The following is a 26,024-nucleotide window of genomic DNA, read 5'->3' as shown; positions in this document are numbered from 1 at the left end:
TCTATCGAACCTATGGTGCGCCTGCTTCACCTTTCGGATATTCACCTTGGTAGCGGCCTCTCCCACGGACGCATCAATCCGGCAACCGGATACAATTCTCGCTTTGAGGATTTTCTATACTGCCTGTCGCAGGCGATCGAGCGCGGGATTGCCGAGCAGGTCGATCTGGCGGTCTTTGGCGGCGACGCCTTCCCGAATGCCACTCCGGAGCCGACCCATCAAGAGGAGTTCGCCCGCCAGTTCAAGCGGCTCACCGACGCCGGTATCCCGACGGTTTTGCTGGTGGGCAACCACGACCTGCACAGTCGGGGCGTCGGCGGAGCGAGCCTCAACATCTATTCGGCTCTACAGGTACCGGGTTTTCTAGTCGGTGCAAAGCTTGTGATCCACACGATCGCGACGCGCTCCGGTCCGGTCCAGGTGCTCACCCTGCCCTGGGTCAACCGTTCTGCGCTCGTCACCCGCGAGGAGATGCGCGGCAAGAGCATCGAACAGGTCGATCTGGCCCTCGTCGAGCGGATGAAGCTGGCCCTCGAAGCCCAGGTGCGCCGCCTCGATCCGTCCGTTCCGACAATCCTGCTTGCTCATCTGATGGCTGAGAACGCCGTCTACGGGGCAGAGCGGCACCTGGCGGTGGGCCGGGGTTTCAGCATCCCGCTCGCGCTGATGGCCCGTCCTGAGTTCGACTACGTTGCCCTCGGGCATGTCCACCGCCATCAGGTATTGTGCGAAGATCCGCCGATTATCTACCCTGGTTCGATCGAAAGGGTCGATTTTGGCGAAGAAAAAGAAAAAAAAGGCTTCATCCTGGCGGAGGTCGAGCGGGGGCGCTGCCGCTACCAGTTTGTCGAGCTACCGGCCCGCGCCTTCAAGACGATCCAGGCCAACCTGGCCGACAGCAGCGATCCCCAGGCTGACCTCGTCGAGATTATCCGCAAGCACAAGTTCGAAGGGGCGGTGGTGCGGGTCCACTATCGCCTGCACGCCCATCAGAGCGAGCGCATCGACACTGCCGAGTTGCGTGCCCTGCTGGAGCGGGCCTTTGCTTTTCAGTTGCAGCCCGAACTCATCAGCCAGCTCACCCAGCCCAGAGTCCCCGGCCTGGGCGAAAGTTGTGCCCTCGACCCGCTCGACGCCCTGGGCCAGTACCTCGACAGTCGGCCAGAATTGGCGGAGTTGCGCTCTGCCCTGCTGCAGACGGCGGAGGTGCTCATCAAAGGTGAGCGGCCCGAACTGGACACAGAAGAATGCGAGAGCGACCAGGAAGTGCTCGAGGTGACGGCGGCGGCAGCGCTGCAGCTGCTGGAGCGCGAGGAAGGCCCGCAGGCGACCAGCCAGCTCGGACTTTTTGGCGCGTAGATGTTTGTCCTGGCCCTTGCCGACTCCCAGAACCTTGCGTCCGCTCCAGCAGGGACATGGGTGCAGTCTGCCGGCTGGAGGTTCCTGAAAGCCCGCGCTCTAGCGCTGGGAGAGTGTCAAGATTGAACAATAGAGGTGGCAGGGCGCGTATGGTCTTCGACTGGTTCAAACGCTTCGGCAAAAAAGAAAAGAAAGAAGAAGAACCCTTACTCGAACCAGCTCCGCCTGAAGCTTCAGCACCGCAGACAGAATCATCGGCGACTCCAGAGGCGCAGGTGGAGCCGGACTATATGAGATGGGCGCGCATCGCCCAGGAGAAGCTCAACACTGAGGTTGCTCAACAAGCGACTGCGGACGAGGCGATCTCCGACTGGCAACGGGTTCTCTACGGTACCTCCTCCCCTCCTGCCCCAAGTGTTCCAGCGCCTGCTCCGCCACCGCCGGTAGTAGAGCCAGCCGCCCCACCCCCACCGCCGGTGGAAGAGCCGCCCGCAGCGACCGCTGCCTTCGACTGGCAGCGCGTTCTCTATGGCACTCCCGCGCCCCCTGCTCCTCCGGTAGAAGAAGCGCCGGTTGCAGAAGCGCCACCGCCCCCGCCAGTACCAGCCATAGAAGAAGCGCCACCGGTTCTAGAAAGTGTTGCAGCAGTTCCGCCTGCGGTCGCTGAAGCGCCACCGGCACCCGAACTGCCCGCTGTTGCAGAAGCACCGGTGGAGCCGCCGCCAATTCCTGAATCGCCTCCTGTCGCTGAACCGCCGGTGGCAATTGTCCCTGTAGAAGCGCCGTCGGCTTTTGAAGGGCCGGTCACTGCCGCTGAACCGGCTATCCAGAGCACCGTTGAAGTCGAGCGCGCTGAGGCTGAGCCTATCGAAGAACTGCCAGCGCCGGCAGCTGAAAGTCCTCCCCAAGCAGTAGAGCCTGAGAGCGTCGCGGAACCTCCGGCTCCTGTAACCAAGACAGTTTCTGAAAGTTCACTCCAGCCTCCGGCCCCTGTCGAGCCGCCGGTTCAGAGTGAAGAAGCACTGCCTCCGGAAGCTCCCAGATCTCCTGCCTTCGATTGGCGGCGCTTCCTCCCCGGCTATCGGGCCGCTCCCTCCGCGCCTGCCCAGCCAGATCCAGACACTCCGCCCGTCAGCGAACCGGTGAACCCGGTCCCCGAACCGCCCGTCGCCCAGACACCGCCGCCTCCGGCAGAGCCACCGGCAGCGGAGCCATTGGAGGAGGAGCCGACCAGGGCCCCTGCCTTCGATTGGCGGCGCTTTCTGGCAGGCAACAGATCCACACCGGCGGCTGAGCCGCCTGAACCAGTCGCCCCACCCGCACCCCAGCCCCAGCCGCAACCCCAGTTCCAGCTGGACGCTGGTTTTTTGTGGTCGGCGGAGGTGCTCGCCGCCCAGGGCCGCCGTCCGGAGGATGTGACGGTTGAAGAGATCACCTGGCTGCAAAAATTGCGCTTTGGCCTCGGGCGGACCCGCCGCAGCCTGGTCAACAACCTCAAGGCTGTCGTCGGGCGGGGTCCAATCGGGGCGGCGGAGCTGGAAGAACTCGAAGCGCTGCTGCTGCAGGCAGACGTTGGCCTGACCGTGAGTGACCGGATCTTGAGCGCTCTACAGGAGCGGGTGCGCCGCGAGGCGCTGAGCGCCGATCAGGTGCTGCCCTTTCTCAAGTCGCAGCTGCGCAGGCAACTGGAGCTGGAAGCGGACGACCCGGCCCAGTTCGCTCCCCGGCGCGGACGGCTCAACGTCTGGCTCATCGTCGGCGTCAACGGCGTCGGCAAGACGACGACGATCGGCAAGATCGCCGCACTCGCCGTCCGTTCCGGCTACAAAACCCTCATCGCCGCCGGAGACACTTTCCGGGCTGCCGCCGTCGAGCAACTCACCATCTGGGGCGAGCGCGCCGGGGTGATGGTCGTCGCCAACCCATCGCCAAAAGCCGACCCGGCGGCGGTCGTCTACGATGCGATCGGCGCGGCCAGGTCGCGGGGAGCCGAATTGTTGCTCGTCGATACAGCTGGTCGCCTGCAAAACAAAAAGAACCTGATGGACGAGCTGGCCAAGGTGCGGCGGATCATCGACAAGCAGGCAGCCGATGCCCACGTCGAGGCGCTGCTGGTGCTCGATGCCACCACCGGCCAGAACGGCCTGCAGCAGGCGCGCGTCTTCCGGGAGGTGGCGGGCCTGACCGGTGTGATCATCACCAAGCTCGACGGCTCGGCCAAGGCCGGTATTACCCTCGCCATCGTCGATGAGCTGCAGTTGCCGATTCGCTTTATCGGCGTCGGCGAAAAAGTGGACGACCTGCGGCCATTTAATAGCTTCGAGTTTATCGAGGCGCTGCTGAGCGACATCGATGACGGCTGAGTGGCTCTGGTATCAGCGCTTGCGGTTCTTGCGCCACAACCCGTACATGCGCTGCGAATCGAGGGCGTCCTGGGCGCGCTGGCGGGCTGTGTAGATCTCCATCGCCGCTGAAAGACCGCTCTCGGAGCGCGCCGAATGGGCCCCAGCAAGGGCGCGGGCGGCAGCGGCGCGGTACTGCTCGCTGTCGGTGCTGCGCCGCTGCCGCCGCCGTCGGCTGGAGCCCACCGCGTCGGCGGGCCGATCGGCTTGTTGGCGGCGAGCAGTGCGGGAGCGGCTATCGCTGGGCTTTTGAGGCGAAGCGGTCTTTTTGGCGCGCCGTTCGATCGAGGCGATCTGCTCCTGGGCTCCGGCCAGCTTCCGCTCGACGCTCGCCACCTGGGTGCGGGTGCGAATCAGTTTCTGCTCGATGTGATCGATCCGCTTCTGGGTGCCGCTGAGCTTTTGATCGACTCGCTGTGCCTTCGGCTCGCGGCTGAGACCGATCAAACTGCGCTGGTGGGTGCGCACTTTCTGGCCTACCTGGTCGAACTGCTTCTGGGTCTGCCAGTAGACGGCGGCGGAGATGCCCGTCAAACCCAAAAGTGCCACCAGCGTCAGCACCAGACTCGTGCGCAAGGAGGCAAACCAGTGCCAGCGCTGCTGGGAGAAGATGCTTCCAAAAGTGGTCCAGCCTGCCTCCAGCTGCCCTGGTGGAGGCGGCAACTCCTGCACCCCAGCAGAAGCTGATGGCTGACCTATCGTCGGGCTCGCCGCCATCGCCAGTTCGGTATAGTACAGCTCGACCGGCTGGCCATCGCCCAGAGCGCGGTGGCTGCTCTCGCGCAGGGGTGCCGGGATCATCACACCGGGCCGTTCGGGTTGATAACTCCACAGATCCGGCGCAGGCAGCGCCTCCAGGGGAGCGCCCAGCGCCTCGCGATCGATCACGCGCACCGGACCTTTGTGTAGACAGGTAAAGATGCTCTCAAGCTGGACGGCTACCAGCGGTGCCGTCAGGTAGTAGCACAAAAAGTACGGTACATTGGCGCGGCCCAGCTCGTCCTCGCCGTCGTTGTAGACCCAGCCAAACAGTTGATGCTCCGCATCGAGTTGGTGGAAGTAGACCGAGTGCGAGCCTGGATGAGGCGGATCGTAAGCGTTCCAGTGCCGATAGACAATCTGTTCAACAAACGCCTGCTGAACCTCCTCCGGCACCTCGGCGCTGGTAAAAAGCTGGAAGCCCTGGGAGGCAACGCTGGTATAGACGAGTTGTCCGAGGCGAATCATAGCAACAAGGACGCGCAAAATAAGCATATCCTACTAGCTTCGCTTTCGGGCGGCAGGGCAGCGAAGCGAATTTACGGTTGCGCTTGAGTGAACAGACAGGCGTTCATTCGGGCGGTGAGGGAGGGGCGCGGGGGATGCTTTTGCGGACCGTACAGGAGGTACTGCCGGTAGCCGGGCGGGGGCGAGAGGGCATAGCGCTCCTGCAGTCTGCCCCCAGCGGAGACATCGACGCCCAGGGCGGTGAGTCGGGTGGCGGCCCGGCGGCGCGTCTCGCTGTCGGGAGCGCTGCTATAGACTTCGCGCCAGATCTTTCGCTGCAACCAGCGGCTGGATGGCAGGCAGCCGAGTACCCGCGACAGCAGCAGCCACTGGTTGGCCTGGTTCTGGGCGGCGTTGCCCGCTTTTAAGACAGCAAGACCGGCGGCGCGGCGAAAGCTCCAGGCTGCCTGTCGGGTGTCGCCGGTGTATATCCAGTGCAGCAGTCCCCTCGCCTGCCAGAGGGCGGGCGACAGGGGCTCAGCCTGGATGCCCCTTTCAAGCAACTGCCCGGCCAGGTCTGGCCGGGCGGTGCGCCCGGCTACTGCTGCATTGGCGAATAGATAGGCGCGCTCAAAGCGCGGATCGGCGGCGGTGATTGCCTCCAGGTAGCGGTAGCTCTGCCTGTAGCCCGATTGGCTGCGGCTCGCTGCGTCGCCGTAGTACTGCACAAAGCGCAGCCAGCCGGAGTCGGCGACGAGGTTGCCGTAACCGATGGCGATAGACGGCTTCTGTGAGCGGCTGCCGTACTGGAGGCCGCCGCTCGCCACGGCCAGGCTACAGGCGAGGGCGATCGCGCAACCCGGTCGCATCTTTCTAGTGGCCCTGGTCCGAATCGACGACGACCCTGCCGTTGCTCTTGACATACGAAGAGGCCAGCCCCTTGATCGCCCCGGCCCCGGCAGCCCCACCGGCGTCGATAGAAACACCGAAGCTCGCAGCGCCATCCGGATTGGCTGCGACGCCCTGATCGGCGAGCGCCCTGGTGGCGACGGCCCACTTGCTGCCGTCCGGGGCGGCTCCATTTTGAAACTTGTTCGGATCGAGGTTGACCGAGAGCGCCGTCATCAGGTTGGCAAAGCTGGCCCCGGTCTTGACGAGGGTACCGCCCAGGGTGTTGGCGGGGGCGGCAGCAAAGACCGCTCCACTCGAATCGTCGCTGAAATATTTGCCGTTTTCGTTGAGATACACTTCCTGAGCCGTCTTGATCGCGTCGATGGTCGCCGTCGCCTCGGTGGTTTTGGCCTTGCCCGACTGGCCAAGAAAGTTGGGCAGGGCGACGGCGGCGAGGATGCCGACGATGACGACGACGACCAAAAGTTCGACCAGCGTAAATCCCCGCAGCGGGCGTCTGGCAATAAAAGACATGGCGGCACTCCATCGAAGTTCGTGCCTCCCCAGACTACGGACCGCCATCCGGTCAGATGGACAACCGGACAGCGCCACCCGGCAATCTAACAAAGTGTGCAAGTACTTGCTTGCATAAGGATGCCGTTCCGCCTTACACTCGTAATGTAAGTAAGCACTTGCATTATGCCTGTTCAGACGCGCTCCAGCCTTGAGACTCGCCACCGTCTGATCGAGGCGGCGGTGGCCGTATTTGCCCGCGCCGGTTTGCAGGGAGCAACCACCCGCGAGATTGCCCGTACCGCCGCCGTCAACGAAGTGACGCTTTTTCGCCACTTCAAAAACAAAGAACAACTGCTCCAGGCGGTGGTGGACTACAGCTTCAGCCTGCAAAAACAGACGCTCGAACCCTGCGAGGAGTGGACCGGGAACGTGCGCGAGGACGTGCGCCGCTACGCCCGGCTCTACTACCAGATGCTTGAGAGCAACGAGGCGCTCATCCGCATGTTTATCGGCGAGGCAAAGCGCCATCCGGAGGCGGCCCGCGCCATCTTGCACGAGGCGGCCCGCGCCCGGCGCGAGCGCAAGACCGCCTATCTAAGAACCCTCCAGCAGCAGGGCAAGATTCGCCCGGACATCGATCCGGCTGTGGCGGTGGATCTGTTTACGGGGATGCTGCTCGCCGGCGTGCTGCGCTCTGGTCTGGCCACTGTCGAGTACTCCCGCGAGCGCTACCTCGACAGTTGCGTCGATCTCTGGCTGAGGGGCCTCGCTCTCGCCGATGCTTCTGCCCCATCCGCTACGAGCGAGCCCCATGACCCAGACCGCTGAAAAAGCCCAGCCCCAGGCCAGCGCCGAAGCTTCAGCCTACGTGCAGGGGTGGCTGAAGTGGGCGATTGCGCTTACTGTCGCCCTCGGGGCCATTCTTGAGGTGATTGACACGAGCATCGTCAACGTTGCCCTCAACGACATGCAGGGCAACCTCGGAGCCACCCTGAGCGAAATTGGCTGGGTTGTGAGCGGCTACGCGATTGCCAACGTCATCGTCATTCCCCTCTCTGCCTGGCTCGGCGACTACTTTGGCCGCAAGCGCTACTTTATCTTTTGTCTTATCGCCTTTACAGCTGCCTCGACCCTCTGCGGCTTTGCTCCTAACCTGGGAGTGCTCATCTTTGCGCGCATCCTCCAGGGATTGGGCGGGGGCGGGCTGCTTGCCAAGGCCCAGGCAATTCTCTTTGAGACCTTCGCGCCCGCCGAACAGGCGATGGCCCAGGGCGTCTTCGGCATCGGCGTCATTGCCGGACCGGCGATTGGACCGACTCTGGGAGGCTTTCTGACCGACGCACTGGGCTGGCGCTGGATCTTCTTTATCAACATTCCCTTCGGCATCCTGGCGGTGGTGCTCGCCGTGCTCTTTTTGCCCCGCCCCACCGCCAGCCCCAAAAGCACCGCCGTCGATTGGCTGGGCATCGGACTGCTGGCCCTTGGCCTCGCCGGTTTGCAGACGATGCTCGAAGAAGGCCAGCAGGACGACTGGTTCACCTCAAATTTCATCGTCGCAATGGCGATTCTAGGTTGCGTCGGGCTGGCGCTCTTTATCTGGCGGGAACTGCGCACCGCTCAGCCTGCCGTCGATCTGCGCGTACTGCGCTTTCGCTCGCTTGCCGCCGGTAGCCTCTACTCGGCGGTGCTCGGGCTGGGGCTTTACGGTGCCCTCTTTGCCGTACCGATCTTTGCGCAGAGCATTCTGCACTATACGGCGGCCCAGACGGGTTTGCTGCTTTTGCCCGGAGCGCTCGCCTCGGTGGTGACGATGCCCATCGCCGGTAAGCTCAGCCAGAAGATCGACGCCCGGCTGCTCATCGGTGCGGGTGGGCTCATCATCGTCGGCTCGATGGTCGCCCTTACTCACATCAACCCCGACACCGGCACCGACGAACTGTTCTGGCCGCTGTTGTGGCGCGGGGTGGGAACGGTGCTGATGTTTTTGCCCCTCAGTCTCGCTACCCTCGGGCCGCTGCCGAAAGAAAAAGTCTCCTCCGGCTCCGGATTCTACAATCTCACCCGTCAGCTGGGCGGCAGCGTCGGCATCGCGATTCTCACGACTTTGCTGGCCCAGCGCGAAGCCTTTCACCGCGCAGTCTTGATCGAGAATATCAGCGCCTACAACCCGCTTGCCACCGCCCGCATCGATCAGCTAAGCGGCGCATTGGGAGCGCAGGGCAGCGATCTGGCCACTGCCCACGACCAGGCGCTCAAGCTGCTGGACAATCTGGTGAACACCCAGGCTGCCATCCTCTCCTTCGAGGACATCTTCCGGGTCGTAGGGATCGTCTTTTTGGCCTCGCTGCCGCTGCTGTTGTTTCTGGGCAGCGGACGGACCGGGCGCACGCCGCCTGCCGCCCATTAAAAAACAAAATTAAAAAAGTCAGGGCCAATCGATCGAGAGCACTACCGGCAGCCTTTTTCGCCGAAGCGTTTGAGGCAGGCTCCCTGCTCGTCGGCGCTCAAATTTTGCCACTCGATGTCGCGCCGCAGGAGCAGACCCGTCGGGCTCATCAGGGTGCGGGGCAACTGGTGGACATCGAAGACTTTGCCGGTGGCCATGTCGTAGGTGGTGTAGACGGTGTTCTGGGAAGCGAGGTCGATGTCGATCACCGTGAGGGGATGCCAGGGGCGCAGGGCACCTTCGAGCAGGGGGCGGGGGCCACTGCCCAGGGCTCCGGTCTGCAGCAGCTGCAGTTTGCCCCGGTGCGAGGGGTAGTAGGCGTGGTCGTGGCCGCTGATGTAGGTGTGGACGCGGTAGCGCTCCAGCATCGAGCGCAGGGCTTCGCCGTTTTCGAGATATTCGCCCGGTGTCTCGCGATCGACGGCGACGGCGTAGAGGGGCAGGTGTCCAATGACGATGCGCAGCCGGGCATTCTGGGCGGCGGGGCTTGCCAGACTCTTTTCGGCCCAGGCGAGCTGTTCGCTCGGAATGTGGGCACAGGAAGCGTCCCAGGCCAGATAGAAGATGTTGTTGGCCGTGAAGGTGTAGTAAAAGGGAAAGTCGGCCCGATCGACGAAGTGGACGCCGGTGGCGTGGGCAGGATCGTTCCAGTAGGCGCTCGCCAGGTCGCGCTCTTTTTTATAGAGAAATCCGCCCCGGATCGCCCGTTCGCAGGAGGCGTCGTGGTTGCCGACGGTGATGCCGAAGGGCAGGCGGGCTCTGCGCAGGGGAGCAGCAATCTGACGATCAAAAGCGGCCCACATCTGCTGGATACGCTCGGCTTTGAGGGGGGGCCACTGGCCTGCCACCATGTCGCCGCTGCAGAGCACGAGATCCGGCTGCCAGGAGGGGATGAGAGAGACGGCCCGGATCACCTGGGGCTCGTAGGCGAGGGAGCCGTACTCGCTGTTGAGATCGCTGATGAGCACGATGCGCACGTCACCTCGGGGCGGAGCAAAAAAGCCCGATGGCCCGATTGCCTTTGAAGCGGCCAGGGAGCGGCCCGCCGTCAGGGCAGCCAGCGAAAAGATGCCTGCTTGCAAAAATCGACGCCGCTCCATAAATCTCCCGATGGATTCTCCCGGCAAGAGGATAGCAGCGGCAGCCGGCGATCGACCAGATCCAGGCGTGATCCCCGGCGGGGGCAATATGGCACAATAGCCCTATTGCCGTCGAAATCAGGGGCGCGTTCGCCTTGGATGCCTCGAAAACTTTTCAAAGATGGTTCAGTGAATTGCGCATTCAGGTCCGGCTGCTCACCGCCGGAGCGCTGCTGATTTCGCTGATTATGGCGAGCTTCGTCTTCTGGGCGCTCAACTACATCCAGGAGGACGCCCGGCGCAGCGACCAGCGCTTTGGCGAGGCGGTGGGCAATCTGCTCGCGACGACGGCGGCTCCGCTCATCACGAGCAAAAAGCTCGACAAAGTCGAAGAATTTACGCAGGAGTTCCTGGCAAGTAACGCCGACAACATCCTCTATATCTTCTACGTAGACGCCCACGGCGATTATCTCTACGGCAGTCCCTTCGGCACCAGCGCCAGCGCCTACAAGGATACGGCCCCCGTACCGGCCCTGCTCCGCCATGTCGAGCTGCCACCGGTCCTGCCGGCCAAGCGCCAGCACCGCACGCCCAAAGGGCTGGTCACCGACATCATCGTGCCGATCAACGCCAACGAGCAGCGGGTGGGAGCGGTGCTGGTCGGGATCAACCCGGAGGCGAGTCTGGTCGGGCGCTCGGAGTTGACCCGCGATGTCACCAGCGCCGTCTTCGTCTCGATCTGGATCGTGATGATTCTGGGAGCAATCTTCAATGCCATTACGATCACCCAGCCGCTCAAAGAACTGGTGCAGGGCGTGCAGCGCGTCGCCCAGGGCAACTTCAAACAGCGGATCACCCTGTCTTATCCGGGTGAACTAGGAGCGCTCATCGGCAGCTTTAACCTGATGGCGGAGCGCCTGCAGCGCTACGAGGAACAAAATATCGAAGAGATCACCTCCGAGAAGGCCAAACTTGAGACCTTCATCGACACAATCCTAGACGGCGCGATCTTGCTCGATTCTTCGCTGCATATTGTGCTCGTCAACCCGGCAGCGCTGTCGATCTTTGGCTGGCAGGCGCGGGTGGTGGGCATGAGCATCCTCGATCTCTTGCCGGTGGGCCTGCGCACCGAGGTCGAAGAACCCCTCGACGCGGTGGCGCGCAACATCCTCGACCAAGCCGAGTGCCGGATCGTCGTCCAAAAGCGCACCCTGCGCGTGCTGATTTCCTCGGTGATCGTGCCGGGGGGGGCAGCCAACCTCAAGGGCGTCGTGCTCACCGTGCAGGATCTCTCCAAAGAAGCCGAACTCAACCAGGCCAAAAGCCAGTTCATCAGCAACGTCTCCCACGAACTGCGCACGCCGCTTTCGAGCATCAAGTCCTACATCGAGACGCTCTACGAGTACGGCGATGGCTTAGACGAATCGACCAAGCGCGACTTTCTTGAGATCGCCAACCTCGAAACCGACCGGCTCACCCGTCTGGTCAACGACGTGCTCGATCTTTCGCGCTTGGAGTCTGGCCGGGAGTATCATTTTGAGCCGGTCGATATTGCCCAGCCCATCGAGCAGACGCTGCGCACCCACCAGCTCACCGCCCGCGAGCGCGGCATCGAGTTGAGTACTGAGATCGGCACCGACCTGCCGCTGGTGTTGGGCAACTACGATCTGCTGCAGCAGGTGCTGGCCAACCTCGTCGGCAACGCTCTCAAATTCACCGAATCGGGAGGCAAAGTCCGCCTCTCGGCCCACTGCACCGGGGATGGCAACAAAGTAAGGGTGGCGATCGCCGACACTGGCATCGGTATTTCTCCCGAAGATCAACAAAAAATCTTCGATCGCTTTTTCCGGGTCGAAAACAAAGTGCATACCCTAGAGGGTACCGGCCTCGGTCTCACGATCGTCAGCAGTATCATCGAGAAGCACCATTCCCAGATCCACATCGAGAGCGAGGTCGGTCGGGGATCCACTTTCTGGTTCGACCTCGACGGGTACCTTGAAACCTGCGAGTGGCCGCGCCGCGAGGCCGCCGCCTGAGACTTCGTAGCACAGATGACATCGACGGTTCCGTTGTGCTGTCTACGCTGATAAGGCAGGTAAAAGCGCCAGTATGATGAACTCAGCAACGCCTGATGCAGAATGACTACCGATTCTGAATCGCTGCCAGGTTTCGCGATTGGTCAGCAGGTCGGCGGGCGCTACCGGCTCACCCGCTGGCTCGATGGCGGCAGCATGGGCGGCGTCTTCGAGGCAGCCGATACGCGCCTGGCCAACAAGGTCGTGGCGATCAAAGTTTTGCACCAGGGTCTGGTGGGCGACACCCAGGTGGTCAAGATGCTGCGCCAGCGCTTCGAAGAAGAGGCGCGCCTGAGCGCGATTCTGGGCAACCATTCGCGCATCATCCAGGTGACCGACTATGGCCTTGAGGCGAACCAGCCCTATCTGGTCATGGAATTTTTAGGCAACTCGCCCCGCAGTCGCAGCCTCAAGGATGTGATCGCCCAGGGACCCCTGGCCGCTGAGCGGGTGGTGCGGCTTGCAACCCAGATCTGCGATGGCCTCCAGCACGCCCACACGATCGAGACGACGATCGACCAGCGCCGGATTACCGGCATCGTCCACCGCGACATCAAGCCGAGCAACATCTTTCTCATCGCCGACGAAGCCCTGGGTGAGACGGTCAAGATCCTCGATTTTGGTGTCGCCAAGGCCAAAAGCGACATCAATCTTGCCCTCGGCACCCACATGGGCTTTGTCGGCACCTCCACCTACGCTTCTCCCGAGCAGATGCGCGGCGAAGAACTCGATGCGCGCTCCGATATCTACTCGCTGGGCGTGGTGCTCTACCAGATGCTCACCGGCCAGTTGCCCTTTCAGCCCAGGACCAACACCTTTCCCGGTTGGTACCAGGCCCACAACTACGACGAGCCGATCCCCTTTGACACCCTGCCACAGCCGGTGCCAACGGCCCTGCAGGCCGTCGTGCTCGCCTGCCTCGCCAAAAACCGGGAGGATCGCCCGGCCAGTATGCAGGTGCTGAGCGATCAACTGCAGGCTGCTCTTAAAACCGCTACCCGCCGCTCGACGACGGTCCTCAGGACCGTCCCGGCAGGGGTCCGCGCCAATCGCGCTCCGACCGAGGCTATGCCGGCAGTTGCTTCCAGCCGCCTGGTGCCCTGGCGCTGGCCTGCCGTCCTGCCGCGCGATCTGCTCATCGGCACGACGATCGCCCTGGTGGCGATCGGCGGTTTCTGGTATCTCTCGCAGCCCACCCCTCCCGCCTCCCGCGCTGCCGCCTCGGTCGGCCCCTACATCAAGCGGGGCGTCAGCCGCTTCAACCGGGGCGACTACAACGGCGCAGTCCGCGACCTGGGCCAGGCAATTGCCATCGAACCCGACTCGGTGGAGGCGCGCTACAACCGTGGTCTGGCCCGCTACCAGCTCGGCGATTACCAGGGAGCGGTCGAAGATTTTACCGCCGGTAGCCGCCTCGAACCGGACGACGCACGCTTCTACACCGAGCGCGAGCGCGCCCACCTCAAGCTCAGAGACTTTGGCGGCGTCACCGGCGATCTGAGCGAACTTATCCGCCTCTATCCTAAAAGTGCTGCCTACCGCGACCAGCGCGGCCTCGCCTACGTCGAACTGAAAGACTATGGCCGGGCGATCGCCGATTTTTCTGACGCCATCGCCCTCGAACCGAAGGCGGACTACTTTTTTCACCGCAGCCGCGCCTACCAGAACCAGGGCAATCCCCAAAAAGCCAAGGAGGACTTCGATCGGGGTCGGGCTGCCGTCGCCACGCACTGATACCAGAAAATACCCCGCCGCATCGAGTTGCGGGCGGGGCAGGTGATCGAAGCACGCTGTAACTGGAGTTCTGCTTACTTGATGCCCAGCAGGTTGAAGATGACGTACAGGTTTGCTGCAAAGGTCGCCGCCCCCAGCAGGATACACACCGGCAGCGTCAACACCCAGGCAAGCAGCAGGTTGCGCAGGGTACCGGTCTGCAGGCCGGACTTGTTGGCGAACATCGTCCCGGCCACCCCGGAGGAGAGCACGTGGGTCGTGCTCACTGGCAGCCCCAGGTTGTCGGCAGCGAGGATCGTGCCCATCGCCACCAGTTCCGCCGAAGCGCCCTGGGCGTAGGTGAGGTGTTCTTTGCCGATCTTTTCGCCGACGGTGACGACGATGCGCTTCCAGCCAATCATCGTGCCGAGGCCGAGGGCGATGGCGACGGTGACTTTTACCCAGTCGGGGATGAACTTTGTGATCCCGTCGAGTTCTTCCTTATAGCCTTTGAGGGCTTTTTTGGCACCCGGATCGCTGAAGGCATCTTTTTTGAGCAGTTTGCCGACGCTCTCGCCCACCAGGTAGATGTCGCTGCGCAGCGCGATGCGGTCGGGCCTCGCCACTGCGGCGAGGTCGCTTTTGCCCGTGAGTCGCTCGCTGAGCGAACGGTTCTCAGCGGCGAGGGCGGCGTAGGTCTTCTCGGTGGCCTGACCGGTTTTAAGAAAGCTCGACAGTTCCACCTCGGCGGCTTTGAGCGGCAACGTCGTCCCTCTGGCCCGCTCCTCGAAGAGGCTCACGACCGATTGGGAACTGGCGAGCAACTTCTGGAGAGTCGCCGGGTCGGTGCCCAGGTTGAGGGCGAAGGCTCCCGGCAGGATGCCGATCAAGATGAGCAAAATCAGGCCCATGCCCTTCTGGCCATCGTTGGAGCCGTGGGCAAAGCTGACGCCGGTGCAGGTGAGGATGAGCAGGCTCCGAATCCAGAATGGCGGCGGTTGCTCGCCCTCGGGCGCTTTGAAGAGCGCTTCCTGGCGGCTCAAAAAATTGCGGGCAAGGATGAGCAGCAGGGCAGCGAGGCTAAAACCGACGATGGGCGAGACCAGCAGGGAGGTAAACACTTCCCCGGCCTTGTTCCAGTTCACGCCCTCGCCAAAGACGTACCCCGGCGACATCAGCGAATTGGCAAGCCCAACGCCCATGATCGAACCGATGAGCGTATGGGAACTGGAGGCCGGCAGCCCCAGGTACCAGGTGCCCAGATTCCAGATGATCGCCGAGATAAGCAGGGCAAAGACCATCGCAAAGCCCGCGCCTGAGCCGACGTTGAGCACCAGCTCCACCGGCAGCAGGGCGATGATCCCAAAGGCGACGGTACCGGCGGAGGTGAGGACGCCGATCAAATTCCAGAGTCCTGACCAGACCACGGCGACGGTCGGTTTGAGAGTATGGGTGTAGATAACGGTGGCGACAGCGTTCGCCGTGTCATGAAAACCGTTGACAAATTCAAAACTCAAAGCCAGCCCCAGCGCGAGAAGCAAGAGCAGCCCCGTGCTGGCTGTCAGCGTTTCTCCAAATAGTTGCATACCATAGTCCTCGTAGCATTAAAACGAGTGGCAAAATTTGTACACTCACCGGGCACGAAAAATTCCCCAGCCAGCCGTTCCAGGCAGGCCACTGAAGCGATGCTTCTACAGGTTCGCCCAGGGAAACGGCGGCGAAAAATTGTTTGATACACTACAAAACCTGCAAGGATACAGATCCCTTGCGAATGTATCCATTCAGGGGGTGGTCCGCAGCAAGACTAGCGCCGCCAGATTAACGGCTGATTAAGGTCGCGAAGAATTTTGGCGGCACCTTATTTTTTGGGAGCCGTTCGCCCGAGGAGCAATCCCGCCAGCGCTCCCGCCGCTGCCACCGGCACGAACCATTCGCCCCAGCGCACGTAGGGGGTGTAGCCCACCAGCAGGGGCACCGCTTCGATAAAGTCGGCATAGGTGTTCCAGCCTGTAATCCGCACTGTCCGACCGTGGGAGTCGATGAGCGCGCTGGTGCCGTTGTTGGAGGCGCGCACCAGATAGCGGCCCGTCTCAGTGGCCCTCAGCGCGTCGAAGGCGTGGTGCTCGGGGGCCATCGCCGGGCCGTACCAGGCGTCGTTGGTCGCCTGGACGAGCAACCGGGCACCGTTTGCCACCTGGGCGCGAAAGCCTTCGCTGAAGGCGGAATCGAAGCAGATACCGCCTGCGATGGGACCGTAGGGCGTGAGCAGGCGCTGATCGAGGGTGCCGGGATAGACCTCAGCCTGGATGGGGGAGAGTTTGCGGACCAGCGGGCCAATCAGCCCCTTAAACGGAATCTGCTCGCCCAGGGGCACCAGATGGATCTTGTTATAAAAACTGAGCACCTGCGCCTCGCTGCCCAGGGCAAAAATCGCCGTCGAGAGCTGGCCGTCCGGGCGTCGGTCGAAGGCACTGAGCAGAACCGGCACCCGGCGCGCCCGAATCTCAGCGACCAATGGCAGCGAGGCACTGGTGAGGCGGGGCCAGACAAAGGCAAAGGCGCTCTCCGGGGTCAGCACCAGCTGGGCTCCCTGGGCGGCGAGCTTCTCGTAGCCGCGCACGTAGGTGTCGATCGCTTGCCGGCGGCCCTGGGCGGTCCACTTGCGGGCCTGGGCGATGTTGCCCTGGATGACGCCAATGCGCAGCGAACCTGCCGGCACTGGTGGCCGGGCAAGCTGGACAAGGCCGTAGAGGTGGGTTGTCACCAGCAGAGCCAGAGCCGCCGGTCCAAAGCGCTTTGGCCGGGTAAAAGCGGCGGCCAGCAAGAGATTGAAGGCCACCAGCCCCCCGACCAGTAGCTGCGAGCCCCCCAGGGAGACGATCTGCAAAACCCAGACATCCGGCACCTGGGACTGGGCCAGATTGCCCCACGGAAAGGCCGTGTCCCCCTGGCCCCAGAGCCAGTGCAGGGCAACCCACAGCCCTGTGCCAAAGACGATCCGCTGCCAGCCGCCCAATCGGCTGCGCACCAGCAGACTGGCCCACAGGCCAACCAGCCATGCCTGGCTCACGCTCACAAAAAGCCAGGCTCCGACGGCGATGGCGAGGCTCGGCCACCAGGCAATGCCCAGCCAGGTGAGCGGATGAAAGCCCAGAAGCCAGTAAAGCAGCATCAGATAGTAGATCATCCCGAGCAGCGTGCCCAGCCAGAAGGCAGGAGGCCGCTCGCTGCGCTCCAGGTAGATCAAAAAGGGCACAACCGCTACCCAGGTCAAGGGCCACCAGCCAAAATCCGGAGCAGCAAGCCCCAGGCAGAGGCCGCCAAAAAGCGCCGAGAGCACACCGGCGTGTGGCTCCAGTCCCTTTAGCGCCGGGGGACGGATCCTCATCACCGTCGCCGTCCGGCGCTATCGACGAGGACAGCTGCCAGAATCACAGCCCCCAGAACGATCTTTTGCAGGTACGGATCGACGCCGGTGAGGTTGAGGCCGTTGTTGAGGGTGCCGATAAAGAGTGCCCCGAGCAGGCTGCCCAGCACGCCTCCCCGGCCACCGCTCAGGCTCGTTCCACCGACGACGACCGCTGCGATCACATCCAGCTCGTAGAGCTGACCGCTGTTGGGAATGCCCGCTCCCAGACGGGCCGCGAGGACTGCCCCGGCCAGACCGGCCAGCAGACCATTGATGGCGTAGACGGCCACCAGCACCTTCTGAACCGGCACCCCCGCCAGCCAGCTCGCCTCGGCGTTGCCGCCAATCGCATAGATCTGGCGGCCAAAGACCGTGCGGCTGAGGACGAAATGACCGATCGCCACCGTCACCAGCATCACCAGCACCGGCAACGGCAGGATGCCCAGTTGGGTCTGTCCCCAGAAGGTAAAGCTTGCAGGCAGACTGCCCACCGAGCGGCCACCGGTGAGCAAAAAGGCGAGGCCACGGGCGATCGTCAGTCCCGCCAGGGTGACGACGAAGGGAGCGACGCGAAAGTAGGCGACCAGAATGCCGGTTACAAGACCGATGCCGCCCCCCACAGCGAGGGCAACCACCAGGCCCAGGCCCGCCGCGCTCGCCGTAAGTGCTCCGCTCACGCCGGTCAAAGCCACCAGCGAACCGACCGACAGATCGATGCCGCCGGTAAGGATGACCATCGTCATCCCGACCGCCAGAATGCCGGTGATCGCCGTCTGCAGCGAAATATTGATCAAATTGTCGAGGGTCAAAAAGCCGGGGGCGATGGCGCTGAAGATCACCACTTCAAGCAGCACAGCAATGGCCGGACCATAAGCCTGTTGCCGGGAGAACCATTCGCGCAGGGCGTCCGGCAGGGCGGGGGCGACGGACTTCTTTGAGGTGCTCTCACTCATGCAGCGACAGACGAGGCGACAGACCCATAACCGGGAAAGTTGAAACTTTATCGGTCCATTGTTGCACGAGCACAGGCGCAGGACGGTACGGTTCCCCCGGAGCCACAAACAGGGTTTCTAAAGATAAACACGACATCCTGGCGGTGCAGACTTCTTTCTAAAATCGAGCAGCCGCGCAACAGCTGCGTTGATACGTACAACGGCGCGGTTACAGGCACGGTGGCGCGATCGACCCGGCGGTGCAAACGGGACGGTGACAGTAGACTGCGCCTGATGAGCAGCCTCCCTGCTGGAGTGCGGCCAGATTTGAGCGTCGATGGCACGATCGAGCTGGAGCGGCTGAGGGATATGCTGTTTGTCAGTCGCCCCAGGAAAGTTACAACCGCACTCGCTTACAGCACGGAGCTTTCCTGCACTATGAACTCCCATTGAATCAATACCAAGAAACCTTAGCCGTATCCGACATGTTGCCCTGAGGTAGTGAACCTCCAAGTTCTTCTTGTATAATGTTTTTGCTAATAAGGTTTGCTCTTATAGTTATCCACAGTCAGCCGGAGCTTCGGAAGACGAAAAAGGGCGCAGATCACCGATAAAACGACCCACTGCCTAAATGGCTTTACACTGCTAAATGAATAAACACCATGAATAGCTCTCAAGGTTCTTCCAACAAAACGGTCCTGCTACATGTGGCTATACTTATTGCTTTAGCCGCATTGGCCCCCAAGGGAACACATATCCTCGAAAAGCTGTCGCACAGGGAAGCTGGAAAGTGGTTGATTGGCTTCCCGCGAGATAAACCTCCTGTTAGCCAAACGATTCCGAATTCTACGAGCCCTGCCGCATCCAAAGAAAGTAAAGATATTTTGCTTTAATGACTGTGGGTGAACAGGCTCTAGAGCATAATTGCTCGCTCCCAATCAGAAATTTTGTATTTAAAGTAGCCAGCCGCTGCAATCTCGCCTGCGGTTATTGCTATATGTATAGAAAAGGTGACGACTCTTATCGAGATCAGCCTTTTTTTATGGATCCACGAGTCGTGCGAGCCGCAGCAAACCGCATTGGCGAGCATCTAGATAAGCATGGATGCTCAGACAGGGATCGGGAAATTTGGATCTCCATTCATGGTGGAGAACCCTTGCTTTATGGCAAAGAGCGGATAGAAGATTTTGTATCTATTGTGCGTGAAGTGTTGATTGATGCCCGCTTCAGTATTTTAACCAACGGTTCTCTGTTAGACAAAGATTGGCTGACACACTTGCGGATGCTCAATGTGCATGTTGGAGTGAGCCTGGATGGACCAAAAAATCATCACGATCTTGCCCGGCCTTATCCTTCGGGAGTGGGTTCACACGAGTCAGCCGAACGGGCAGTCAAATTAATGATGAGCACTCCAGAGGGGCAAGCGCAATTTAGTGGAACCCTCAGTGTATTAGATCCAGCTCTTCCGGCAGAAGAATTGTACGCTTATTTCAGAAAAGAATTAAGACTATTTGACTTTGATATTCTGCTTCCAGACCATCATCATTGCGATCCGCCTATAGCTGGGGATCCGCCGGTATACGGCCAGTATCTGACCCAGTTGTTTGATTTATGGATGGAAGAGGGCAACCCGCAGGTACGAATTGGTTTTTTTGAAGATTTGTTGGGAATCATGATGGGCAAGGTCATCCCTCATGCTTTTTGGGGGCTGCAGCCGCTTCCGGTGGTTGTGGTCGAAACGGATGGCGGCCTTGAACCGCCCGACTATTTCAAATCTTGTGCCCCAGGCATTACAAAGACGAGATTCAATGTGCTCAGAAACACCATTGATTGCGTAATGCAAAATCCGATCGTGGATATGATCTTGAAACCAAGACAAAACCTAAGCCAGACCTGTAGGAACTGCGTCTGGTTGGATCAGTGTGGCGGGGGACTTCTATCACACCGATACTCCTTGCAAGGCGAATTTAGGAATCCGTCTGTATATTGTGCGGATCTGATCTACTTGATGGAACACGTCTATGAGGTGCTTTGCTCATCAGCAAGCTTTGCAGCACTTTTTGATTGAGGCAAAAGGTATTTTCTATTCGGCAAGTGGGCATCCTTCGCAAGCTGCAAATCAGGGGTGATATGACACTTTTAGGGGCATAATTCTAGAGTCCCTTGAGCAGGAAATATCCACCGTGAGTGCTCCTTGAGCGCGTCGAGATGAGCCACCGCACCAGACACTACCCGGCCCAACTGTCGGGCGGTCAGCAGCAGCGGGTCGCCGTCGCCCGTGCGCTGGCGGGTTCACCGGCGATTTTGCTGGCGGACGAGCCGACGGGGAACCTCGATTCGGTCAACGGTCAGGCGGTGATGGACCTGTTGGCGGAGTTGCACGCCGGGGGAGCGACGATCTGCATGGTCACCCACGATCCGCGCTTTGCCGGTTTTGCCGGGCGCAGTATCCACCTGCTCGATGGCAAGGTTGTCTCCGCCGAGCAAATAGATAGCAACGACCTCGGTATACCTTCTTGGGGAAGAGCAGCGCAATGAGCGTTCTAGACTTATGGCATGGTCTGCGATATCTGAAGCGCAACTGGTCATACTCGATGGCTATTGTTCTCACCTTGGCAGTAGCGATCGGAGCAAACACTTCTGTCTTTAGCGCCTTTTACACTGCACTTCTCAAACCATTGCCATATGTCGATTCGCAGCAACTCGTGATAGTCAGAGAGACCGATGGGGGACAACCAGTTTCGGTTTCCTACCCTAATTACCTTGACTGGCGTGGGTTAGCACACTCGTTTTCTAATCTCTCTGGCTATGCGCTATTTCAAGCAGCCTTGAAAGATAAAGAGAAAGTAGTTCCTCTTATCGGTGCAAACGTTGATCCTGCATTTTTTCAGACTCTTGGAGTAACGCCGCGTCTGGGTCGAACCTTCAATGAGAGGGAGGATCGCTTGGGTCTTCGAGTAGTAATTCTAAGCGATCGAGCGTGGAGACAATGGTTTGCGGCAGATCCAGGAATATTAGGTAGAACAGCCTCTCTCGGCGGCCAGCCAACTACAATTATTGGGGTGATGCCACCAGGCTTTGCATTCCCGAAAATCGCAGATTATTGGATACCACTAGGCGTTCTTGTTCAGCAATCCCAACATTTAAAAGATAGCTCAAACTTCTTAGATCGCAACAACCGGCTCCAGCTTATAGGAATCGCTCGCCTAAGAGCAGGTACCAGCATTTTAAGTGCGCGAAAGGAGATGCAAGGAATTCGTGAACAGCTAGCAAAGGAGTATCCTCGCGAGAACAAAGACTACGGGGTGATCCTACTGCCTTTGCGCGAGTACATGAATGCAAATTCTTCCTCTTCACTCAATCTGCTTGCAATCGCAGTATTCCTGCTATTGATGCTCGCCTGTATAAACGTTGCGAATTTGAGCAGTGCTCAGCTAATCACAAGGAATAGAGAAATTGCAATCCGGTCGGCTTTGGGAGCGACACAGATAGCCCTACTCAAGCAGTTGGCTCTTGAAGGATCGTTACTTACTACCGCTAGCCTAGTAGGAGGAGTAGTCCTGGCACTTGGTCTAGAAGGGCTATCGAGAGCTGCACTTCCCTCGATGCAATACACCCTTTTTAGCTGGGACTGGCCCGTGATCGTATTCGTGACAGCAATCTGCTTTGTTTGTAGCGTTAGTGCCGGTGGACTGCCTACATTGTTTCTTACTCGTGGTCTGGCGTCGATCCCAAGTATAAAGGACACGCAACCAGGGACGCGACCAATAATTCGAAGAGTACTGGAGGGATTTGTCTCTCTACAGATGGCTCTCGCGCTGGTGCTGCTCTGCACAGCAGCAACTGTAGGTGGAGCCTTGTGGGCTCTGCAGTCGGTCAAGCCAGGATTTCAGACACAATCGCTGCTGAGTATACAAACGACGCTTGATTCAGCGCGATATAAAGCAGCGGAAAGCAGAAAGACTTTCAGCGATACGGTATTGAGCAAGCTGGAATTGCAGCCAGGCGTAGCTGTCTCAGCCTGGACGACAGCACTGCCACTTTCAGGCATCAGCTCTTATCCGAAGGTAGAAAAAATAGCTGGAAGGTCCATCCTGCAACCTTTCACAGTTGATTATGCGTCAGTGAGCGAACGATATTTTGAAGCGATGGGCATACCGTTGCTGGCTGGAAGGGTCTTTAATAAAGTAGATAGTTCAAAATCGATGCAAGTTGCGGTAATCAACGATGTGTTTGCTAGAAAGTATTTTTCAAACGTAGATCCCATTGGCCAGCGCGTCAAACTGGAAATTGCCGATGGATGGCTCGAAATCGTCGGTGTGGTAGCGTCCGTTTATCAACGCTCGCTCGCCGAGCGGCCAGGGCCGCAATTATACCGACCCTATAGCCAGGATCAATGGGAGGGGGTAGCTGTCGTGCTACGAACTTATGTCAATCCAGAATCCCTTGCGCCTGCTGCCAATAAAACTCTACTCGGGGAAGACCCGGAACTAGGAATTGTGATATTATCCGGCAAACAATTACTTGAGAAAAACTTAAGTCAGGCCCGCACTCTTACATTAGCGCTCGCGACTTTCGCGTTCGCTGCAATAGTTCTTTCTGGTTTGGGAGTCTACGGCCAGGTAACCCTTCGGATTTCTGCTCAAACCCGTGAGATTGGAGTGAGGCTTGCGTTAGGGGCAACACCAGAGGCAATTGTCCGCAAAATAATAGCGAGAACCTTGGTTACAGTTACCATCGGCATTGCCCTAGGTTTTTGCCTCTACTTACTAGTATTTTCAATAATAACGAGCGCAGTAATTGGCTTGCAGCAGAATAGCCTCTGGTTGAATGCCTTACTGTCTGTAGCTCTATTGGTAGTTGCCGTGATTGCAAGCTGGCTGCCTGCTCGCTCCGCTGCTGCATTGGACCCTTTAGAGGCTCTAAGATATGAATAAATTATCGACCAGTTCTAAATGGCTTTTTACTACTATGATTGCAATCGGTATTGCCTGTATCGTAACGGCGATTGGATACAATAACTGGATTTATGATTTTTATGTGAGATTGACGGGCTACTGGTTTGAAGGGGACCGTATCGCTTTTGAAGACATTCTGAGGCAAAAGCGAAGCCGCATTGAGGATCACACGGCGCTAATGCGAGAATTAATAGGCTCTGGTAAGGGTGTTCCCATGCCTAAGACATTGCACAATGACCTTAGCGAATACGAGCTGTCTTTCATAGTTATTACAGACGGAGCGGGTCGGATCACTTCTGGTATGAGCCGGATACTCGATAGGAGCCTCGACTCCAAACAGATACTAATGCGCCCAGACCAAGAGCAAATCGTGGAGCCACGTTGGGTGCCAGCCGAATTCGCTGTTCCTGAGCATAGGCTCCAATACCATGACACGCTTCCGCTAATTGGTGAATCGCTCGCGGAATTTGGAATTGTTCGTGACAGCTTGCGCCTGGGAAGAACGTTCAGCGGCATTGAGCGGGTTAGCCCGTCCATATTGATGAGATTGGGTTTGAAAGGACAAGGGGGAGTACACAACCTCGCCATCGTGAGCAGTAGAGAGATCCCTGGGGGATTGGCTATTTCGGGAATGCTGCTAAACGGCGATCCAACGTTGGTGGATCGGATGCTTATAACCCATGCAGCGGAAGATGAAGTAACGATCTATGCAGATAATATTGCAATTGCTACCAATTTGCACAAGGAGGATAGAATCGACCGGTTGTACGGAGTAACTATGCCTGAAGCTATTGCAGAGCGAGTATTGAAAAATGGTCAGACCTACTGGGGACTGGTGGTCCTTGGAGACGCACCACATTATGTCTCTGCAAATCCCCTGTGGGATCATAGCATCCAAATTCGAAAGGTTTCACATTTTATTTCACCGGATATTTTTCCAGTCGGGATTCTTAGTTTATCTATTCACGAGAGCTTTTTCAGATTGGATCGTTTCTGGTATGGGGCTGTTGCAGTTGCGGGCAGCATCTTTATTATTGCATTAACAATAATTGGACTATTTTACGCACGACAACGCGATTATGAAAAAAAGGCGATCATTGCCGAGGAAGAAGCTGAAAGATTCAGACAGGTAGCACAAGATCAGAGGATAGCTGTAATCGTTGCCCAGAGAAAGAATGAGTTCGCCAGTATGGTTCACGATACCGTTGGCCAATATATAGCTTTGAGCAAAACATACGGTTATATAGTACGAGATGCGATAGAACAAGATCTCCCTGATACTGAAGAGGCATCGTTGGCTTTGGAGAACTTGCAAGAAGCTCTACAGCAAGGGCTCCAAGAAATACGCAGATCAGCACTTAGTATCGATCCAAGGTTGGCGAATGTGAATCTAGAGGAGGGCTTGCGCGGCCTTGTAGAAGAATGGGAGAAAGCCAAAAATCAGTTGATTTTGTCGGTGAATGGGAAAGGGCCGGAACTGCCTACTGAGGCTCGCAGGAACGTATACTTTATCGCTCAGGAGGCAGTGCGTAATGCCTTCGTGAATGGTAAGGCGCGTACCGTTCATCTGGAACTGTTTCGCAGTGTGAATGCAGTCCGAGTTTGTGTTCAAGACGACGGGTTGGGGTTCGATACCAAACTAGTATTGAGCGCTGATCACGGAGGCAAAGGGCTCGTCATTATGCACGAGCGTGCTAAGGCAATTTCCGGGAATTTGAAAATAGAGAGTGTTGAGGGGCAGGGTACACGGGTAGAACTGGAGGTACCCATCATAAATGGAGATTTCAGGCAGTGAGCATGGATCGAATTCGGATTCTTTGCGTTGAAGACATGGCCCTAATTCGCAGTACCCTCATCACATTTATCGAACGTGACACTCGGATGCTCGTCGTCGCCCAAGCTGAGAATGGGCGCGAAGCCATAGAGATGGCATTGCTTCATCAGCCAGATGTGATCTTAATGGACTTGCGTATGCCGGTGATGGATGGCATTGAAGCAACCATAGCGATACGTCACAAGTGGCCAGAAGCTAGGATACTGCTTCTGACTGTTATAGGCGGTGTCGATGACATCGACCGGGCTTTAAAAGCTGGAGCGAGAGGTTATCTGCTCAAGGGCTGTCAACCTCACGAGTTGCACGCTGCACTACTGGCTATTCATGAAGGGAAAGAACACATCTCTCCTGAAGTGGCACTGAAATTGGCAGATCAGCGGCCATTGACACTGACAGACCGAGAACATGAAGTGCTCAAGCTGCTGGCAGCAAACCATTCAGTAGACAAAATGGCAGAGGCGCTATGCTGCTCTGAGAGTACTATTAGGTTTCATAGAGTAAATCTTTTTCGCAAGTTGGGCGTTGGAGATAGAGCTGCAGCAGTGGCAGAAGCAGCAAAAAGGGGACTGATCTATTTTGAACCCTAATCTTGGCGTTCAGGTAGAGAACTTGTAGTTAGTTATGAAAGATTCTCTACTCTCTTTACTAGATTCGTAGACAACGCAGATTTCTAGTCGTGCTCGTCCATTCTTCAAAACCTGTCCCTTGAGCTAGTACACAGCCTTGGGAAACACGCCTATACTCAGGTCTATCTCTTGTTGGGAGTCTAACATTCTCTAGCATCCCCCAGCCCAATCCCCCCAGTACTCACTCTGTATTCCTAACTAGCCGGATACCCCCCCGAAAAGCACAACCGATACGTTCAGCAAAACCCTGGTGAAGTGGAGCATTTTCTTCAACCCGACCTGGGTTGATGGATCTGTTTTGCCTCGGCTTAGGAGCTTGCTGAACGAGCAGTGTTTCATGATCTACCCCCCTTCTTTCCTATTCTGTGTTTCGTTCAGCTTCGTGCGCTAATCGTCCCTGCCCTTTCCACTTGCGGGAGAATTTGATAGGTGCCTCTACCTTTGAAACTTCACCGCAGTTTCCTTTTCCTGAATAAACTCGAGTTGCTATAAATCTCGAAGCAAGCTTACCCCCCTTCCTCGACTCGGCCTGGGTCTTACCAGTCCAGGCAGTTTAATCTTCTGGCGCATCTAGCAGG

The 26,024-nt window shown here is 58.8% G+C and carries 17 protein-coding genes and 1 pseudogene; 11 read left to right on the top strand and 7 right to left on the bottom strand.

Translation table 11 applies throughout. From position 1 onward, the window contains the following. The first annotated feature begins 12 nt into the window (after positions 1-12). Together sbcD and ftsY are read left to right on the top strand one after the other, a co-directional pair. Positions 13-1,359, top strand: coding sequence for an exonuclease subunit SbcD (gene sbcD / locus GKIL_RS21190; protein ID WP_023175957.1), 1,347 nt, complete (start codon positions 13-15; stop codon positions 1,357-1,359). A gap of 149 nt (positions 1,360-1,508) precedes the next feature. Next, the gene (gene ftsY, locus GKIL_RS21180; RefSeq protein ID WP_023175956.1) at positions 1,509-3,722 is read left to right on the top strand and encodes a signal recognition particle-docking protein FtsY; all 2,214 of its coding nucleotides are present in this window, start codon (positions 1,509-1,511) and stop codon (positions 3,720-3,722) included. A 12-nt stretch (positions 3,723-3,734) separates the two neighbouring features. On the opposite strand, the gene GKIL_RS23105 is transcribed toward ftsY, so the two are convergent. Genes GKIL_RS23105 through GKIL_RS23100 form a run of 3 tightly spaced genes read right to left on the bottom strand, consistent with a single transcriptional unit; the run spans position 3,735 to position 6,392 of the window. Further along, positions 3,735-5,015: a hypothetical protein gene (locus GKIL_RS23105; protein WP_051382896.1), complete on the bottom strand. Its 1,281-nt coding sequence runs from the start codon at positions 5,013-5,015 to the stop codon at positions 3,735-3,737. Between the two features lie 44 nt (positions 5,016-5,059). Continuing rightward, the gene (locus GKIL_RS21170; protein WP_023175954.1) at positions 5,060-5,836 is read right to left on the bottom strand and encodes a hypothetical protein; all 777 of its coding nucleotides are present in this window, start codon (positions 5,834-5,836) and stop codon (positions 5,060-5,062) included. Positions 5,837-5,840: 4 nt separating this feature from the next. Next, entirely contained in the window at positions 5,841-6,392 is a 552-nt protein-coding gene (locus GKIL_RS23100) for a prepilin-type N-terminal cleavage/methylation domain-containing protein (protein ID WP_023175953.1), read from the bottom strand. Between the two features lie 165 nt (positions 6,393-6,557). On the opposite strand from GKIL_RS23100, the gene GKIL_RS21160 reads away from it, so the two are divergent. After that, positions 6,558-7,202: a TetR/AcrR family transcriptional regulator gene (locus GKIL_RS21160; RefSeq protein ID WP_023175952.1), complete on the top strand. Its 645-nt coding sequence runs from the start codon at positions 6,558-6,560 to the stop codon at positions 7,200-7,202. Next, a complete protein-coding gene (locus GKIL_RS21155) occupies positions 7,186-8,781 on the top strand; it encodes a DHA2 family efflux MFS transporter permease subunit (protein ID WP_023175951.1) in 1,596 nt (531 codons plus the stop codon). The genes GKIL_RS21160 and GKIL_RS21155 overlap by 17 nt, the downstream gene beginning before the upstream one ends. Before the next feature lie 41 nt (positions 8,782-8,822). Here GKIL_RS21155 and GKIL_RS21150 read toward each other — a convergent pair whose 3' ends face one another. Beyond that, positions 8,823-9,920 carry a metallophosphoesterase family protein gene (locus GKIL_RS21150; RefSeq protein ID WP_023175950.1) on the bottom strand — a complete coding sequence of 366 codons (1,098 nt, stop codon included), beginning with the start codon at positions 9,918-9,920 and terminating at the stop codon, positions 8,823-8,825. Between the two features lie 134 nt (positions 9,921-10,054). Here GKIL_RS21150 and GKIL_RS21145 point away from each other — a divergent pair, with 134 nt between their 5' ends. Together GKIL_RS21145 and GKIL_RS23095 are read left to right on the top strand one after the other, a co-directional pair. Continuing rightward, on the top strand, positions 10,055-11,935 hold the full coding sequence (locus GKIL_RS21145) for a HAMP domain-containing sensor histidine kinase (RefSeq protein ID WP_023175949.1): 1,881 nt from the start codon (positions 10,055-10,057) through the stop codon (positions 11,933-11,935). Positions 11,936-12,037: 102 nt separating this feature from the next. After that, a complete protein-coding gene (locus tag GKIL_RS23095; RefSeq protein WP_023175948.1) occupies positions 12,038-13,708 on the top strand; it encodes a protein kinase domain-containing protein in 1,671 nt (556 codons plus the stop codon). Positions 13,709-13,782: 74 nt separating this feature from the next. Here GKIL_RS23095 and GKIL_RS21135 read toward each other — a convergent pair whose 3' ends face one another. From GKIL_RS21135 to GKIL_RS21125, 3 genes are all read right to left on the bottom strand, one after another. After that, positions 13,783-15,273, bottom strand: coding sequence for an inorganic phosphate transporter (locus GKIL_RS21135; protein ID WP_023175947.1), 1,491 nt, complete (start codon positions 15,271-15,273; stop codon positions 13,783-13,785). Positions 15,274-15,545: 272 nt separating this feature from the next. Continuing rightward, complete coding sequence (gene lnt, locus GKIL_RS21130; protein ID WP_023175946.1) at positions 15,546-17,075, bottom strand: apolipoprotein N-acyltransferase; 1,530 nt, start codon at positions 17,073-17,075, stop codon at positions 15,546-15,548. After that, positions 17,075-18,049, bottom strand: coding sequence for an ABC transporter permease (locus tag GKIL_RS21125; protein ID WP_023175945.1), 975 nt, complete (start codon positions 18,047-18,049; stop codon positions 17,075-17,077). Before GKIL_RS21125 ends, lnt begins: the two co-directional genes overlap by 1 nt. An 877-nt stretch (positions 18,050-18,926) precedes the next feature. Here GKIL_RS21125 and GKIL_RS23990 point away from each other — a divergent pair. The 5 genes and pseudogenes from GKIL_RS23990 (at position 18,927) to GKIL_RS21100 (ending at position 25,407) form a co-directional block, all read left to right on the top strand. Continuing rightward, on the top strand, positions 18,927-20,096 hold the full coding sequence (locus tag GKIL_RS23990) for a radical SAM protein (RefSeq protein WP_187293853.1): 1,170 nt from the start codon (positions 18,927-18,929) through the stop codon (positions 20,094-20,096). A 125-nt stretch (positions 20,097-20,221) separates the two neighbouring features. Further along, a pseudogene (locus GKIL_RS21115) lies at positions 20,222-20,566 on the top strand (ABC transporter ATP-binding protein); the annotation flags it as partial. A 56-nt stretch (positions 20,567-20,622) separates the two neighbouring features. Then, positions 20,623-22,965, top strand: a complete 2,343-nt coding sequence (locus GKIL_RS23985; protein ID WP_245595880.1) for an ADOP family duplicated permease — start codon at positions 20,623-20,625, stop codon at positions 22,963-22,965. Continuing rightward, positions 22,958-24,781: a cache domain-containing protein gene (locus GKIL_RS21105; protein ID WP_023175940.1), complete on the top strand. Its 1,824-nt coding sequence runs from the start codon at positions 22,958-22,960 to the stop codon at positions 24,779-24,781. Before GKIL_RS23985 ends, GKIL_RS21105 begins: the two co-directional genes overlap by 8 nt. A 2-nt stretch (positions 24,782-24,783) precedes the next feature. Further along, positions 24,784-25,407, top strand: a complete 624-nt coding sequence (locus tag GKIL_RS21100; RefSeq protein ID WP_023175939.1) for a response regulator — start codon at positions 24,784-24,786, stop codon at positions 25,405-25,407. Positions 25,408-26,024 lie beyond the last annotated feature (617 nt).

The sequence above is a fragment of the Gloeobacter kilaueensis JS1 genome, assembly GCF_000484535.1.
GTDB lineage: Bacteria > Cyanobacteriota > Cyanobacteriia > Gloeobacterales > Gloeobacteraceae > Gloeobacter > Gloeobacter kilaueensis.
Note: the sequence above shows the minus strand (reverse complement) of the source record. Positions and strands in the feature narration are given on the sequence as shown.